Annotated in this window: 13 protein-coding genes; 8 read left to right on the top strand and 5 right to left on the bottom strand. The window is 68.3% G+C overall.

Annotated elements, in window-relative coordinates:
* Nucleotides 1-36: 36 nt before the first annotated feature.
* Together L2Z93_RS14345 and L2Z93_RS14340 are read right to left on the bottom strand one after the other, a co-directional pair.
* Complete coding sequence (locus L2Z93_RS14345) at nucleotides 37-1,203, bottom strand: acyl-CoA dehydrogenase family protein (protein WP_090590497.1); 1,167 nt, start codon at nucleotides 1,201-1,203, stop codon at nucleotides 37-39.
* Nucleotides 1,196-2,392 (bottom strand): acyl-CoA dehydrogenase family protein, encoded by a 1,197-nt coding sequence (locus L2Z93_RS14340; RefSeq protein WP_090590494.1) that lies wholly within the window; start codon nucleotides 2,390-2,392, stop codon nucleotides 1,196-1,198. The genes L2Z93_RS14345 and L2Z93_RS14340 overlap by 8 nt, the downstream gene beginning before the upstream one ends.
* A 107-nt stretch (nucleotides 2,393-2,499) precedes the next feature.
* Here L2Z93_RS14340 and L2Z93_RS14335 point away from each other — a divergent pair, with 107 nt between their 5' ends.
* From L2Z93_RS14335 to L2Z93_RS14325, 3 genes are all read left to right on the top strand, one after another.
* On the top strand, nucleotides 2,500-3,513 hold the full coding sequence (locus L2Z93_RS14335) for an NADP-dependent oxidoreductase (RefSeq protein ID WP_090590491.1): 1,014 nt from the start codon (nucleotides 2,500-2,502) through the stop codon (nucleotides 3,511-3,513).
* Between the two features lie 104 nt (nucleotides 3,514-3,617).
* A complete protein-coding gene (locus tag L2Z93_RS14330; RefSeq protein WP_090590487.1) occupies nucleotides 3,618-4,160 on the top strand; it encodes a flavin reductase family protein in 543 nt (180 codons plus the stop codon).
* A 200-nt stretch (nucleotides 4,161-4,360) separates the two neighbouring features.
* Nucleotides 4,361-5,971, top strand: coding sequence for an HNH endonuclease signature motif containing protein (locus L2Z93_RS14325; RefSeq protein ID WP_090590484.1), 1,611 nt, complete (start codon nucleotides 4,361-4,363; stop codon nucleotides 5,969-5,971).
* Between the two features lie 59 nt (nucleotides 5,972-6,030).
* Here L2Z93_RS14325 and L2Z93_RS14320 read toward each other — a convergent pair whose 3' ends face one another.
* The 3 genes from L2Z93_RS14320 to L2Z93_RS14310 form a co-directional block, all read right to left on the bottom strand.
* Nucleotides 6,031-6,555, bottom strand: a complete 525-nt coding sequence (locus L2Z93_RS14320) for a VOC family protein (protein WP_090590480.1) — start codon at nucleotides 6,553-6,555, stop codon at nucleotides 6,031-6,033.
* Between the two features lie 90 nt (nucleotides 6,556-6,645).
* A complete protein-coding gene (locus L2Z93_RS14315) occupies nucleotides 6,646-7,413 on the bottom strand; it encodes an SDR family NAD(P)-dependent oxidoreductase (protein WP_090590476.1) in 768 nt (255 codons plus the stop codon).
* Nucleotides 7,414-7,419: 6 nt separating this feature from the next.
* Nucleotides 7,420-7,755 (bottom strand): NIPSNAP family protein, encoded by a 336-nt coding sequence (locus tag L2Z93_RS14310; protein WP_090590474.1) that lies wholly within the window; start codon nucleotides 7,753-7,755, stop codon nucleotides 7,420-7,422.
* An 87-nt stretch (nucleotides 7,756-7,842) separates the two neighbouring features.
* On the opposite strand from L2Z93_RS14310, the gene L2Z93_RS14305 reads away from it, so the two are divergent.
* The 5 genes from L2Z93_RS14305 to L2Z93_RS14285 all read left to right on the top strand — a co-directional run bounded on the left by L2Z93_RS14305 (nucleotide 7,843) and on the right by L2Z93_RS14285 (nucleotide 14,815).
* Nucleotides 7,843-8,451: a TetR/AcrR family transcriptional regulator gene (locus L2Z93_RS14305; protein ID WP_234786186.1), complete on the top strand. Its 609-nt coding sequence runs from the start codon at nucleotides 7,843-7,845 to the stop codon at nucleotides 8,449-8,451.
* Between the two features lie 222 nt (nucleotides 8,452-8,673).
* Nucleotides 8,674-9,864, top strand: a complete 1,191-nt coding sequence (locus L2Z93_RS14300) for an amidohydrolase family protein (RefSeq protein WP_090590467.1) — start codon at nucleotides 8,674-8,676, stop codon at nucleotides 9,862-9,864.
* Nucleotides 9,865-9,910: 46 nt separating this feature from the next.
* Entirely contained in the window at nucleotides 9,911-11,608 is a 1,698-nt protein-coding gene (locus tag L2Z93_RS14295) for a thiamine pyrophosphate-requiring protein (protein ID WP_090590463.1), read from the top strand.
* A gap of 7 nt (nucleotides 11,609-11,615) precedes the next feature.
* Complete coding sequence (locus L2Z93_RS14290; RefSeq protein ID WP_090590459.1) at nucleotides 11,616-13,271, top strand: AMP-binding protein; 1,656 nt, start codon at nucleotides 11,616-11,618, stop codon at nucleotides 13,269-13,271.
* 53 nt (nucleotides 13,272-13,324) lie between these two features.
* On the top strand, nucleotides 13,325-14,815 hold the full coding sequence (locus L2Z93_RS14285; protein ID WP_090590453.1) for an aldehyde dehydrogenase family protein: 1,491 nt from the start codon (nucleotides 13,325-13,327) through the stop codon (nucleotides 14,813-14,815).

The following is a 14,815-nucleotide window of genomic DNA, read 5'->3' as shown; positions in this document are numbered from 1 at the left end:
GGATGGGGGATCGGCACCGCCCCGCGAACCCGGAGCTCATCCGGTCGCCACCTCGACCGTGTAATCCGTTGTGGCAGAGTCGAGAACCGCGCCGGCGATCCGGTCCCGGTGCGCCTCGGCGCTGCCCAGCAGCGCGGCGTCGGTGAACGCCCGCTTGAAGTACAGGTGTGCCTGGTGCTCCCAGGTGAACCCGATGCCGCCGTGCACCTGGATGGTGTCGGCCGCAATCCGGGAGAACGTCACCGAGCAGGCCGCCTGAGCGATGGACGCGACCAGCGCCGGGTCGTCGGTGCGGTCCTGCAGCGCCCAGGCGCCGTGATAGGCCGCCGACCGGCCGTGTTCCTGCTCGACGAACATGTTCGCGATCCGGTGCTTGACCGCCTGAAATGATCCGATCGGCCGGCCGAACTGCAACCGCTCCTTGGCGTAAGCGACGCTGAGGTCGAGCAGATGCTGCCCGCCGCCGACCTGCTCGGCGGCCAGCAGCACCGAGGCCACCTGCAGCGCGTGCGAGCAGACCGCGGCGGTTTGCGCGGGGTCGGCGAGCCGGCGGGCGAACACCCCGTCGAATCCGACAGCGGCCTGCGGGCGGGTCGGGTCCAGGGTGGACAGTTCGGTGCGCCGCGCGCCCGGCGCGTCGGCCTCCACGGCGTACAGTGCCACCCCGTCCGGGCCGGTGGCCGCGATGAGCAGGTCATCGGCCGCTCCGGCGTCGACCATCTGCGGGATGGTTCCGGTCAGCGTCCACTGTCCGTCGGATTCGGCCGCCCGCACGGTGACCGCGCCGGCGTCGAATTGCCCGGCCCGTTCGCCGAGCGCGCAGGCGGCGGTGCGCTCACCGGCCACCAGCGGGCCCAGGATGGCGTCGCGCGCCGGTGAGTCAGGCGCCGCGACCAGCGCCGGGATGGCCAGCATGACGGTGCCGTAGATCGGGCCGCAGAACAGCATCGCGCCGAGTTCCTCGACGAGGATCGCGGCGTCGACGATCCCACCGCCGGAGCCGTCGAGCTCCTCGGGGACGCCCAGGCCCAGCACGCCGAGCTCCGAACCCAGCCGTAGCCAAGACTTTTCGTCGAATCGCGGGGTGGAGTCCATCAGCTTCCGGACGGTTTCCTCGTCGGAATGGTCGGCGGCGAACCGGCGCACCGCGGCGCGCAGCTCCTGCTGCTCGGGGGTGAACGCGAACTCTTCGATGTCAGCCACGGGGCACCTCACGCCAGGGTCGTCCGGAATCGGCGCGCAGATCCCCGGGTAGGCCCAGGATCCGCTCGCCGAGTATGTTGCGCAGCACCTCCGAGGTGCCGCCTTCAATGGTGTTGGCGCGTGAGCGCAGGAACCGCTCCTGCACCGGGCCGCCGACATTGGCGTTCTCGGCGGTGATCTCGCGCATCGAATAGTCGTGGTACAGCGTCGATTCCGCACCGAGCAGGTCCATGCAGAACTCGTAGATCCGCTGGTTGAGCTCCGCGCCGACGAGTTTGTCGATGGAGCCCTCCGGGCCCGGTCCGCGGACGGTCGCCGACACCCGGGCCCGTTCGGAGGTGAGCCGCTGCGCCTCGGCGCGCAGCCACAGCTCGGTCAGGTGGTCGCGCTTGACCGGGGTGCGCAGCTCGGGCCGCTGCGCCCACAGCGCGACGGCGTCGGCGATGGTCCCGTAACCGCGCCGCAGCCCGGCTGCGCCGATCGTGCTGCGCTCGTTCATCAGCGTCGTCATCGCGACGCCCCAGCCGCCGCCGACCGCGCCCAGTCGGTAGGCGTCCGGGACCCGGACGTCGTTGAGGTAGACCTCGTTGAATTCGGCCTGCCCGGTCATCTGGCGTAGCGGGCGCACGTCCACGCCGGGGCTGTTCATGTCGACGACGAAGTAGGTCAGGCCTTTGTGCTTCGGCATGTCGGGATCGGTGCGGGCGATCAGGATGGCCCAGCGGGAGCAGTGCGCCAGCGTGGTCCACACCTTCTGGCCGTTGACCACCCAGTCGTCGCCGTCGCGGACCGCGGAGGTGGCCAATCCGGCCAGATCCGACCCGGCTCCCGGTTCGGAGAACAGCTGGCACCAGATGTCCTCGGTGGAGGCCAGCGGGCGCAGCCACTGTCGCTTGAGCTCCTCGGTCTGGGCGTGCTCAACGACGGTGGGGGCTGCCATCCCGTAGCCGATGATGTTCAGGTCATACGGCGACGGCGCCCCGGCCTCCTGGAACACCGCGTCGGCCACGCCCTGCAGTCCGCGTGACAACCCGAGGCCGCCGAGGCCCTCGGGGAAGTGGATCCAGGACAGGCCGGCGTCGTAGCAGGCGCCGAAGAACTCGGCGGCCGGGACTTCCCGTGGCGGGTGATCCCGCACGACGGCGCGTGCGGCGTCGGCCACCCGTGCGGCGTGGGTGTCGGTGCTCAAGTGAATAACTCCCGATCTAGCGCTAGATAGAACGATCTACTACGGTGACGATAGGACGTGGGCGTCGGCGTGTCAACGACGAGGATTCATCGAGAGAGGCGGCGGCAATGGCCCGGAGCAATAGCGGATGGGTGCTGGGCCGACGGCCCGACGGCGCCGACGATCTGGAGCTGTCCGATCTGCCGGTCCCGGAGCTCGGCGAGGACCAGATCCTGGTGCGCAATGTGTACCTCTCCATCGACCCGACCAACCGGGTGTGGCTCAGCGACCGTGAGCAGTACCTGCCGCCGGTCGGCGTCGGCGAGGTCGTCCGCGGCGTCACCGTCGGGGTGGTCGAGGAGAGCGCCTCGCAGCGGTTCGTCCCGGGCGACGCGGTGGTGCTCGGCGAAGGCGGCTGGCAGCGGTACTCGGTCTACGACGCCGCCTCGGCCGGGCGCATCCGCCGCCGCGATGGCGTTCCACTGACGGCCTCGGTGTCGGTGCTCGGCACCACCGGGTTGACCGCCTACGTCGGGCTGATCGATATCTGCCGGCCAAAACCCGCTGAAACGCTGGTGGTCTCGGCCGCCGCCGGCGCCGTCGGCTCCATCGTCGGCCAGATCGGCAAGATCAAGGGCGCGCGGGTGGTCGGCATCGCCGGCGGGCCGGAGAAGTGTCGCTGGATCATCGACGATCTCGGCTTCGACGCCGCCATCGACTACAAGAACGAGGACGTCGGCGCGGCGTTGGACCGGTTGTGTCCAGACGGAATCGATATGGACTTCGAGAACGTCGGCGGTCCGATCATGGACGCCGTCTACGCCCGGATGAACCGCGGCGGCCGGATGGCGGTGTGCGGGTTGATCTCGCAGTACAACTCCGATGAGCCGATGGCGGGCCCGCGGGACTTCGGCCGAGTCCTCATGCAGCGGTTGACGATTCAGGGTTTCGTGATCCTGGACCACTTCCACCGCGCGCGGGAGGCCTACTCAGATCTGGCGGGTTGGATCCAGGCCGGGCAACTGCAATGGAAGGACCACGTGCTGGACGGCTTGGAGGCGGCGCCGGAGGCGCTGAACCGGCTGTTCACCGGCGACCATGACGGGAAGCTCATGGTCCAGGTGTCGGACGCGCCTTTTTGAGACACTAGATCAATCTATCCAATCGCGGTAGGATTGTGACGTGGCGCACTGTCGCCGACGTCCATCGCCCCGCCGGGCGCCGATGAGTTGGGTGGAACCAGATCATGATCTCGATCGAATCCCTGGAAGCCGATCCGAACGCGCTGCGCCGGGCGTTCGGCTGCTTCCCCTCGGGGGTCACCGCGGTGAGCGCGCTGGTCGACGGCGCCCCGATCGGGATGGCCGCCAGCTCGTTCACCTCGGTGTCGCTGGAACCTGCGCTGGTGTCCCTGTGTTTCCAGGCGGGATCGGGCACCTGGAAGATGTTGCGCACCCTGCCCAAACTCGGGATCAGCGTGCTCGCGCAAGGTCAGGACGACATCTGCATGACGCTGGCCCGTCGGGCCGACAACCGCTTCGCTTCGGTCGCCTGGGACCACACCGAGGAGGGCGCCGTGCTGGTCCGCGGCGCCACCGCGTGGCTGGAGTGCTCACCGTATGCCGAGCTGCCGGCGGGCGATCACACCATCGCGCTGCTGCAGATCCACGGACTGATCGCCAAGCCGGACGCCGCGCCACTTGTGTTCCACGGCAGCAAGTTCCGCCGCCTCGCGGTCCTCGCGTTCGACGGGGACATGGCCGACTTTGTGCCGTACGAGGCGGAGTAATTCGGGGGATCTGGGCGCGAACTTCGGGGTTTCGGGCGGGTGTGTCGGACGGGTGCGTCGGGCGTTTCGGGCGGGTGTCGCTGATAGTGAGACGGTGCCCGCGCGAGGGTCGAATTTTCTCATAGAACTCTCAATCCACAGGGCCGTTTTCCGTTGTCTCGCAACGGAACTTGTCGGTGGTGGGGTCTAGCGTTGTTGGTATGAGAAGCAACGCCTACGCCGATCGGGAGGCGATCTTCGCCGCCCTCGCGCAGGCCGAAACCGCTCACCGCGTCTTGGCTTCGGCGTCCCTCGACGCCCTGTCCTCCGAGGAGGTGTTGGAGGTGCTCGCGCGCCGGGAAGCCCTCGCCTGGCGGGGCCCGGCGGCCGACCACCGACTGCTGGCCCGGCTGATCGCCGACGGCAATCCCGGGGTGTTGGGGGCGGCGAACCTCACCCTCGTCCTGGAGGACCGGTTACGCATCTCCCGCGGCGCCGCCCGGCGCCGGTTGGCCGAGGCCGCCGACCTGGGGCCGCGGGTCGCGTTGGATGGGCAACCCCTGGAACCAGTCATGCCCACCGTGGCGCAAGGCGTGGCGGCGGGGGTGATCGGCCCCGAACAGGTCGCGATTGTCCGGGACACCTACGCCAAGATCCCCGCCGCGGTGGATCCGGAGACCCGGGCTGATGCCGAGAAGGAGTTGGCCGAGCTCGCCACGCAGTACGGGCCCTCGCATTTGAGCAAACTGGCGACCATGCTGCTCATGGTCCTCGATCCGGACGGGGACTTCGCTGATCGTCGCCGCGCCGCCGCCCGCGGCCTGTCCGTCGGCGCCCAGACCCATGACGGGATGCGCAACCTGCGGGCGCGGTTGACCCCCGAAGCCTGGGCCACCCTGGAACCCATCCTGGAGAAGTTGGCGGCGCCGGGCATGTGCAACCCGGAGGATGAACACCCCTGTGTCTCGGGAACACCGTCGGAGGAGCAGATTCAGGGTGATCGGCGCACGATCGCCCAGCGCAATCACGACGCGCTGGTCGCCGCGATGCGGGCACTGCTGGCCTCCGGCGACCTCGGGCAACACAACGGACTACCCGTCACCGTCATCGTCACCACCACACTTGCGGAGCTCAACGCCGCGGCCCACGGCGGAATCCCCGCCGACCTCGGCGGCGGGCCGATCACCGACCCCGTCGTCACCATCACCGGCCCGGACACCGCGCAGCGGCATGATCGGCCCGAAACCCCCGGCCAGGCGGAAACTTCCGGAACCCCCGCGATACCGGCCCCCGACGTGCCGGCGGCGCTCACGGGGTGGGCGGTGACTGCGGGCGGGTCGATGGTTCCGATGAGTGATTTCCTGCGGATGGCCTCCCATGCCCTGCATTACCTGGTGATCTTCGACGGACGTGGCCGACCGTTGTGGCTGGGTCGGACCAAGCGTCTCGCGTCAGTCGATCAGCGGCTGGTCCTGTTCGCCCGGGACAAGGGATGCACCCGGCCGGGGTGCACAGCCAGCGCCTACCGGTGCCAGGCCGATCACCTCGACAATTTCAGCCAGGACGGCCAGACGAATGTCGACGAGTTGGGGCTGGACTGCGGCCCGGACAATCGGATGGCCTACCAACAGAACTGGACCACCCGACTCAACGCCGAGGGCCGGGTCGAGTGGATCCCCCCGAAGCATCTCGATCATGGCCAGCCGCGGGTCAACCCGTATCACCAGCCCGCCGACATGCTCGCCCACTTCCGCAAACGCTTCCGACACCACCACCGGACACAAGGATCAGACCCGCCGGAACCGCCGGCCTCGGGCTCGTCGCCTCCGTAGGGGCGAAGAAACGAGATCGGGCCGACGTCCAACGCCGGCCCGATTCCACCCGTGATCTGCTACGCCTTGGCGGCAGCCTCGGCCGCAGCGGCCATTTCCTGCTGCGCGGCGATGATCGAGTCCATCAGCGACGGCTGGTCCTGGGCGAACTCCAGCTTGTCCATGCCGCCGTAGGGGTTGGCGAAGGTCGCGACCTCCTCGGGGGAGTTGTCGCAGTACACCTCGAGCTCATTGCCATCCGGGTCGAAGAAGTAAACGCTCTTGGCCACACCGTGGTTGACGGTGTAGGCGATCTTCACCTTCTCGTCCAGCAGGGTCTGGTAGGCCTCGCGCAGATCGTCCTCGTTGTTCAGCCGGAACGAAAAGTGCTCCATTCCGACCTGATAGAAGGGAGCCGACGGGGCGTCCGGGCCGACCTGGGCGATGCCGAGCTCGTGGTGGTCGCGGCCGGTGGACAGGAACGCGACCATCGGGTCGATGCGCCCCATCTCCTTCAGCCCGATGACGCGGGTGTAGAAGTCCAGGGACTTATTCAGGTCGCGGACTTTGATCACGACGTGCGCGATCCGGTCAACCTTGATCATTGCCTTACCTCTTCCAAGTTTTGCTGTGCTGCGCTGCCGGGCTGGCAGTTCTCAATTTACTAGATCAATCTATACAGAACAAAAGAATGGTCAGAAGACCATGTATCCGCCGTCGATGACGATCTCGTCCCCGGTCTGGAAGCCACCCGCGCCGCCGGCCAGGTACACCGCGACGCGCGCGAAATCCTCCGGCACGCCCCAGCGGCGCTTCGGGATTCGCTTGATGACGTTCTCCTGGAAGGTGGGGTTGTCCAGGTCGCGGGAGAGCATGGGCGTCTCGGTCCAGCCGACCGCCAGCGAATGCGCGCTGATCTTGTGCCGGCCCAACTCGACGGCGCAGCTGCGCATCATGGCGCTCAGCCCGGCTTTGCTGGCCGCGTACGCCTGACCTCGGGGAGTGCCGTGGTGCGCCGAGACGCTGGACGTGCCGACCAGCACCCCGCCGTCGCCGCGGGCGACCATGTGCTGGGCCGCGGCGCGCAGCGTCAGGAACGCTCCGTCCAGGTTCACCCGGGTGACGCGACGGAAGTCGCTCAATGTGGTGTCCAGGAAAGGGATTTCGGGGGAGCGCACCCCGGCGTTGGCGAAGCACGAGTCGACCCGGCCGAAGTAGTCCAGCGTCTTGTCGAACGCCGCGGAAACCGCGTCCTCGTAGCTGACGTCGCAGCGGATCGCCCGGACTTTCGTGCCATGTCGGGCTAAGTCCTTCTCCGCCAGCTTGTTTCGCTCGGCGTTGGTGCCCCAGACGCACACGTCCGCGCCGGCCTCGGCCAGCCCGTGGGCCATGCCGAGGCCGATGCCGGAGTTCGCCCCGGTGACCAGCGCGACGTGTCCGGTCAGATCAAACAGCGCAGACATCGGGCGTCAGCGGATCTTCGAGTAGTCCGTGGCCTCGATGAACACCGAGGTGGCGCCGGCGGTGACCTGCTCGCCGTTGGCGCGGATGGCCTGCCATTCCGGGTCCTCCCAGAACGCCTTCCAGGACTGCGCGGCTGCGTCCCGGCTGTCGTGCGCGACGATGTAGGTCAGCGTGTCGGTGCGCTTGCCCTCGTCGTCGGTCTGGACCCAGAAGCCGATGTTCTCCATGCCGTGCTTCTCGAACAGGGTGGCGGCGTGGTCGCCGATGCGGGCCACCAGCGCGTCGATCTTGCCGGGCACGGCCTCGTAGGTGCGGAGCTCAAAAACGCGGGTATCAGTCATTAGATTAATCTATCTAGTGAGGTGTGACGTAGTCAATGGTTTGCGCGGGAGACATGACAGATTGATCTAGCGCGGTAATATATGCAGGTGACTACCACCACCAACGGCACGGAGCCGGCCGGCACCAAGGTTCGGCTGCTGGAATCCGCCACGGATCTGTTCAGCCGGCAGGGCTTCGGCGCCACCGGCATCAAAGCCGTGCTGGCCGCCGCCGAAGCGCCCTACGGCTCGCTCTATCACTTCTTCCCCGGCGGGAAACAGGAGCTCGGCGCGGCCGCGCTGACCTACGGCGGCGACCGCTACCGCACCATCCTGGAATCGATCTATCCGGAGGGGCGCGACGTCGTCGAGGCGACCACCGATTCCTTCGAGCGCGCAGCCCAGCTGCTGGAGGGCACCGACTTCGGCTACGCCTGCCCCATTGCGACGATCGCGCTGGAGGTCGCCAACAGTGACGAGGTGATGCGCGAAGCTGCCGCGGACGCCTTCGAATCCTGGCTCACCGTGCTCAAGCAGCGCTTCGTCGAAGCCGGCATGACCGACGAGCGGGCCCGCGAGGTCGCCATCGAGACCTTCTGCCTGATCGAGGGTGGGGTGCTGCTGGCCCGCACCATCCGCTCCGCCGAGCCGATGCACACCGCCGGCCGGGCCGCCTCGGCGCTCGTCGCCGCCGGGCTCGCCGACTCCGCCGGCTGAGACGAAAGGCCTATCCGCGCAGGCGGACCGGACAGCCCCCGGGCTGCCACCTGCGACGGCTTTCCCGCACCCCGCCACTGGGAACTTCCCGGTGGCGGGGTGTTTTTTCAGACTCTTGACGCCGCGACGCCAGTGTGATTACGCTAACAACTAGAACAATCTATCTAGTCCGGTTGGACAGCTCCAAGCCCACGATCGACTTGCTACTCCGGAGGTAATCCCATGAAGGTCCTTGCTCACGACGTCGACGCACACGAGATGATCCCGAGCACCCGGCTCGGTGATTACTTCGGCCAGGCCGGCCGGATCATGGGCAACCTCTTCGAGGCCGTCGACCGGCTGCGCCCGGATCCCACCGACACCAACATGCACGTCGACGTCGAAGACGATATGGACATCGACGAGGACTCGGTGTGGAAGGTAAAGGGCCCCAAGGCCCCCAGCGCCATCGACCTGACCCGCCGCGTCGAGGTGCTCGACACCATGGGCATCGAAAAGCAGCTCGTCTTCCCGACCACCGCGATCGCCGCGATGATGGTCGGCGGCATGGACGACTTCGGCTTCGAGCAGCGCTTCGGCGGCGACACCTCGATGCTCGAGGGCCTGTCCCGTCCGGAGTTCGCCCAGATGTTCCTGCGCGCCTACAACGATTTCGCGATCGAGAACGCCAGCCTCAACGACGGCCGGGTCCGCGCCGTCGGCATCATCCCCACCAGCAATGACATCACCGAGATGACCGACGAGGTCCGCCGGCTCATCGACGGCGGCGTCAAGGGCGTCTACCTGCAGGCCGACGTCCCGCCCGGCGGCGTCTCCCCGGCGCACTCCCTGATGGATCCGCTGTGGAAGATGTTGGAGGAGAACGACGTCGCCGCCACCCTGCACATCGGCACCGAGTTCTTCTTCCTGGATCCGCGCTGGACCTTCGCCGAGACCTTCCAGGACCTGTTCCAGTCTCCGGAGATCCCCAACACCAACATCGGCATGTTCGCCACCTGCCACATGGCCATCGACAACTACGTCAACGCGCTGGTGCTCGGCGGCGTGTTCGAGCGATTCCCGCGGCTGCGGTTCGGCCTGTTCGAGGTCGGCGCGCACTGGGTCGGCCCGGCCTGTCGCCGGATGGACATGTACTGCCAGGTCTTCCCGGGCTCGCACGCCGCCAAGATGGAGCTCAAGCCCTCGGAGTACGTGCGGCGCAATATCCGGGTGTCGCCGTTCAACTTCGAGCCCGTCGACCGCTACATCCAGGACGACCCGGACCTGGCCGACGTGTTCTGCTACTCGACCGACTACCCGCATGTCGAGGGCACCAAGGACTCGATGAACAAGATGCTGGCCAAGGTCGAGCCGTTGGGCGAAGAGATCACCACAAAGTTCTTCCGCACCAACGCCGAGTGGCTGCTGCCCTGACCCGCACCTGACCGAGCAGAACCAGGCCACAAACAAGAAAGACACCATGTCGCAGACCGTCGCCACCCGCTACCTCAACGCGCTCGTCGAGCACGGCATCGAATACTTCTTCGTCAATGCGGGGACCGACTTCGCGCCGATCGTCGAGGCCTACGCCCTCAACAAGGACAACGATCCGGCACTGCCGACGCCCGTGCTGTGCGCGCACGAGAACCTGGCCGGCGGCATGGCCCACGGCGCCGCTCTGGTGACCGGCAAACCGCAGGCGCTCATGCTGCACGTCAACGTCGGCACGGCGAACGCCGCGTGCTCGGTGGCCAACGCCTCCCGCGACCGGATTCCACTGCTGGTCACCGCCGGGCGCTCACCGATCCTCGAAGGTGGCGTTGTCGGCGCCCGCGACCTGCCCATTCACTGGTCCCAGGAGATGTTCGACCAGGCGAGCCTGGTCCGCGAGTTCGTCAAGTGGGACTACGAGCTGCGCGACCCGCGACAGGTCGAGTCCGTCGTCGACCGCGCCGTCAGCGTCGCCAGCGCGCACCCGCGGGGGCCGGTATACCTCGCCCTGCCCCGTGAGGTCCTCGCCGAAGCGGCCCAAGACCCGGCGGTGCCGGTTGCGCGCACCCCGGTTCCGGGCACCGTGCAACCCGATCCCGACGCGATCGAAGCGCTCGCCGACCGGATCGCTGACGCGCAGTTCCCGGTCATCGTCGCCACGGCGAACGGAATCGAACCCGAATCCGTCGAACTGCTCAGCGACTGCGCCACCCGGTTCGGGATCGGCGTCGCCGACCCCTGGGCCCGGTACCTGAACGTGCCGTACAACCATCCGCACCGCGTCGCCAACATGGATGTGGCCGAAACCGTCTTCGCCCGAGCCGATGTCATCGTGTTCCTGGAAAGCGATGTGCCGTGGATGGAGACGCACACGCCACCGCCGGCCGACACTTACATCGCTCAGGTCGGCGTCGACCCGCTGTACTCGACCTACCCGATCCGGTCCCATCGCTCCGATCTCAACATCAGCGCAACCCCGGCCGCATTCCTCACCCGGCTGTCGGAGGCGCTGCAGGCCCGCGCCGACCGCATCGAGCAAAGCCGTTCCGAGGAGATCCGCGCCGTCGCCGCGGCGCGTCAGGGCCGCATCGACGCCCAGCGCCGCGACGAGAACAGCCAATCCGACGATGAGCCCATCACGTCGGCGGCGATCTCGGCGGTCCTCGGCGAACTGCTCGAGGCGGACGACATCGTGTTCAACGAATACGTCTCAACCGCGTGCCTGCTCAACCGAACCGAGCCCGGCACCTACTACTTCCTGCCGGCGTCCGGTGGGCTGGGCTGGGGCCTGCCGGCCGCGCTCGGCGCCCAGTACGCCGCGCCGGAGCGCACGGTCATCGCCACCCTGGGCGATGGCGCCTACATGTTCGCCAACCCCGCGGCGTGCCACCACGCCGCCGCCAAACACAACCTGCCGGTGCTGACCATCATCGCCAACAACAGCAACTGGTGGGCAGTGGATATGGCGACCCAGCTGGTCTATCCGCAGGGCGAGGCGGTCGCCACCGCCGAGGGACGCTTCTCGGATCTCTCGCCGTCGCCGAACTTCGCCGACTTCTGCACCGCCACAGGTGGTTACGGGGTGACCGTGCATCGCCGCAGCGAACTGGAAGCCGCGCTCAAGGAGGCGCTGCGGGTGGTCCGCGACGAACGCCGCCAGGCCCTGGTCGACGTCCGAACCAAGTAGGCCCGGCATGCGATACAACCACGCCGCGTTGTTCGCCGAGGTCGCCGACGCGCTCCCGGACCGGGAGTGCCTCGTCTTCCGGGACCGCCGACTCACCTTCGCCGCGCTGTCCGAGCGGGTCAACAGGCTGGCGAATCTGCTGCTGTCCCAAGGCATCACCATCCACCAGCGCCGAGCAAGCCTGCAGCCGTGGGAGTCCGGGCAGGACCACGTCGCGCTGTACCTGCTCAACGGCAACGAGTACGTCGAAGGCATGCTCGGCGCCGCGGCCGCCCGCGCCGCGTCGCTCAATGTCAACTACCGCTACGTGGAAGCCGAACTCGCGTACCTGTTCAACGACGCGAACGCCCGCGCGATCATCTACCACGCCCGGTTCGCGCCGACCCTGGCCGCGGTGCTGCCCGACTTGGAGCACCCGCCGGCCTTGCTGCTGCAGGTCGCCGATGAATCCGGAAACGCGCTGCTGCCCGGGGCATTGGACTACGAGCAGGCGTTGGCGTCGGCCAGCCCGGCGCGCCCCGACGTCGAACCCGACCCCGACGACCTGTACGTGCTTTACACCGGCGGCACCACCGGCATGCCCAAGGGCGTGCTGTGGACCCAGGCCGGCATCCTGGAAAGTGGGATCGGCGCGTTCCTGCCGGAAGGCACCTTCGAGGTCGACACCGTCGCCGAGGGCGCCGCGCTGATCGCCCAGTCCGAGCCGGCGGTGGTGCTGCCGCTGCCGCCTCTCATGCACGGCGCCGCCCAGTGGATGGCGCTGGCCGGGCTGCTCGGCGGCGGGAAACTCGTGTTCCCCGATGTCGTCGACAAACTCGACGCGCCCGCGATCTGGGAGCTGATCGACCGTGAAGGCGTGCAGCGAATGAACATGGTGGGCAATGCTTTTGCCACCCCGTTGTGCGACGAGTTCGAGCGCGGCGACTATTCCGGCGCGAGTGTGCAACTGGTCGGTGTGGGTGGCGCGATCACCAGCGCCTCGGTCAAGCAGCGCATCCTGACGCTGCTGCCGCAAGCCGTCATCGCCGATGTGGCCGGCTCCTCGGAGACCGGATCGCAGCTGACCAACATCAGCACCGCCGCCGCACCCGCCACCTCGGGATCGTTCCTACCCGCCGCCGGCACCTGCGTCGTCGCCGAGGACCACACCCGCGTCCTGGAACCCGGCGACCCGGCGACCGGGTGGCTGGCCCGGGAGAACCAGATCCCACTCGGCTACCTCAACGATCAGGCCAAGACCGAACGCACCTTCGTCGAGGTCGACGGACGACGGATGGCGTTGCCCGGCGACCGGGCCCGGCACCTCGCCGACAACACCGTCGAACTGCTCGGCCGGGACTCGGTCACCATCAACTCAGGCGGGGAGAAGATCTTCGCCGAAGAGGTCGAGCACGCGCTGATCGCGCACCCGGGCATCCAGGACGTGGTCGTGGTCGGCCGGCCCAGCGAACGGTGGGGCAGCGAAGTCGTCGCCATCGTCGCCACCAAACCCGGCCAGGACCCAACCGACGCAGAACTGCTCGCCGACACCAAAACCCGGCTGGCCCGCTACAAGCTGCCGAAAGCCTTCATCCGGGTCCCCGCGGTGCTGCGCAGCCCGGCCGGCAAGGCCGACTACCGGTGGGCCAAGGACCTCGCCGCCGGATCCGCGCTACCCGTCTGACCGTCGAACCGCCTGACCGTCGAAATCTCGCTGAACTCAAGGAGTTTGCCCACATGACCATCACCGCCGACACCGTCACCGACGTGAGCCCCGCCGAACTGCAGCGGCTGCTCGACGCCCAGCGCGCCGCCCAGGCCGCCGACCCCATCCCGTCGGCGCAGGTCCGCCGCGACCGGATCAATCGGTTCATCGCCGCCGTCCTGGAGCACGCCGACGAACTCACCGCCGCCCTGGACGCCGACTTCGGCAGCCGGCCCGCCACCACCTCCCTGGAACTCGACATCCTCGGCGGCATGGGCACCATCGCCTACGACCGGGAGAACCTGGAGGCCTGGATGGCCCCCGTCGAGGTCCCCGGCGGGTTGGGCGGGGCGTTCCCGACCTACGTGCAGAACCGCCCCAAGGGCGTCGTCGGCGTCATCGCGCCGTGGAACTTCCCGGTGGTGCTGGCCTTCACCCCCACCGTGGAGGCCCTGGCCGCCGGCAACCGGGTGATGATCAAGTTCTCCGACATGACCCCGCGCACCGGCGAGGTGTTCGCCCGCGCGGTCGCCTCCCGGATGGCCCCGGAAGAGGTGGTGGTCGTCAACGGCGGCCTGGCCACCGCCACCGCGTTCACCGACCTGCGGCTGGACCACATCTTCTTCACCGGCTCATCCAAGGTCGGCCGCATCGTCGGCGTCGCCGCCGCGAGAAACCTGGTGCCGGTCACCCTGGAACTCGGCGGCAAGAACCCGGCGATCGTCGCCCCCGACGCCGACATCGCCGACGCCGCAACGCGGCTGGCCGCCGCCCGGCACGTCAACAACGGACAGGTGTGCCTCTGCCCGGACTACGCCTTCGTCCCCGCGGCGGGAAAGCAGACGTTCGTCGACGCCTACCGAGCCGCGGTGCGCGCGCACTTCCCGACCTACGCCGAGAACCCCGACGTGGTCTCAATCATCAACGACGCCAACTACGGCCGCGTGCTGGGACTGATCGAGGACGCCAAGTCCAAGGGCGCCACCGAGATCGTCATCGCCCCCGACGATGAGCGTGACCGGCTGCCCGATCCGGTGTCCCGGCGGATCCCGCCGACCCTGCTGCTCGACGTGCCCGCCGACGCCGCCATCCACACCGAGGAGATCTTCGGGCCCGTGCTGGTGCTGCACACCTACGACGACGTCGAGGAGGCCATCGCCTACGCCGCGGCCGGCGAGCACCCGCTGTCGTCGTACTGGTACGGCGGCGACACCGAGGCGTTCCAGCGTTTCCTGCGCGACACCACCTCGGGCGCGTTGTCTCGCAACGACTTCGGCCTGGCCTACATCAACGACGCGGTGCCGTTCGGGGGCGTCGGGGTCAGCGGGTCGGGGGCTTATCACGGCAAGGCCGGCTTCGACACGTTCTCCCATCAGCGTCCGGTCGCCCAAAGTGAGCTGCCGACCCCGTTCGCGGCGGCCTTCACCCCGCCGTTGACCCCGGAGCGAGTCGCCACCGCCGCCGGCACCGTCACCGCCGTGCTGGCCGACACCACCTCCCGGCTCGCCGACGAGAAGGGCTGA

Source organism: Mycolicibacterium brumae (assembly GCF_025215495.1).
Lineage (GTDB): Bacteria > Actinomycetota > Actinomycetes > Mycobacteriales > Mycobacteriaceae > Mycobacterium > Mycobacterium brumae.
The sequence above is the reverse complement of the archived record's forward strand: the minus strand, read 5'-3'. Positions and strand labels throughout refer to the sequence as shown.

Coding starts and splice junctions, on each gene's coding strand:
- L2Z93_RS14335 (WP_090590491.1), top strand. CDS start 2,500: ATGGCCCGGAGCAATAGCGGATGGGTGCTGGGCCGACGGCCCGACGGC.
- L2Z93_RS14330 (WP_090590487.1), top strand. CDS start 3,618: ATGATCTCGATCGAATCCCTGGAAGCCGATCCGAACGCGCTGCGCCGG.
- L2Z93_RS14325 (WP_090590484.1), top strand. CDS start 4,361: ATGAGAAGCAACGCCTACGCCGATCGGGAGGCGATCTTCGCCGCCCTC.
- L2Z93_RS14320 (WP_090590480.1), bottom strand. CDS start 6,555: ATGATCAAGGTTGACCGGATCGCGCACGTCGTGATCAAAGTCCGCGAC.
- L2Z93_RS14315 (WP_090590476.1), bottom strand. CDS start 7,413: ATGTCTGCGCTGTTTGATCTGACCGGACACGTCGCGCTGGTCACCGGG.
- L2Z93_RS14310 (WP_090590474.1), bottom strand. CDS start 7,755: ATGACTGATACCCGCGTTTTTGAGCTCCGCACCTACGAGGCCGTGCCC.
- L2Z93_RS14300 (WP_090590467.1), top strand. CDS start 8,674: ATGAAGGTCCTTGCTCACGACGTCGACGCACACGAGATGATCCCGAGC.
- L2Z93_RS14295 (WP_090590463.1), top strand. CDS start 9,911: ATGTCGCAGACCGTCGCCACCCGCTACCTCAACGCGCTCGTCGAGCAC.
- L2Z93_RS14290 (WP_090590459.1), top strand. CDS start 11,616: ATGCGATACAACCACGCCGCGTTGTTCGCCGAGGTCGCCGACGCGCTC.
- L2Z93_RS14285 (WP_090590453.1), top strand. CDS start 13,325: ATGACCATCACCGCCGACACCGTCACCGACGTGAGCCCCGCCGAACTG.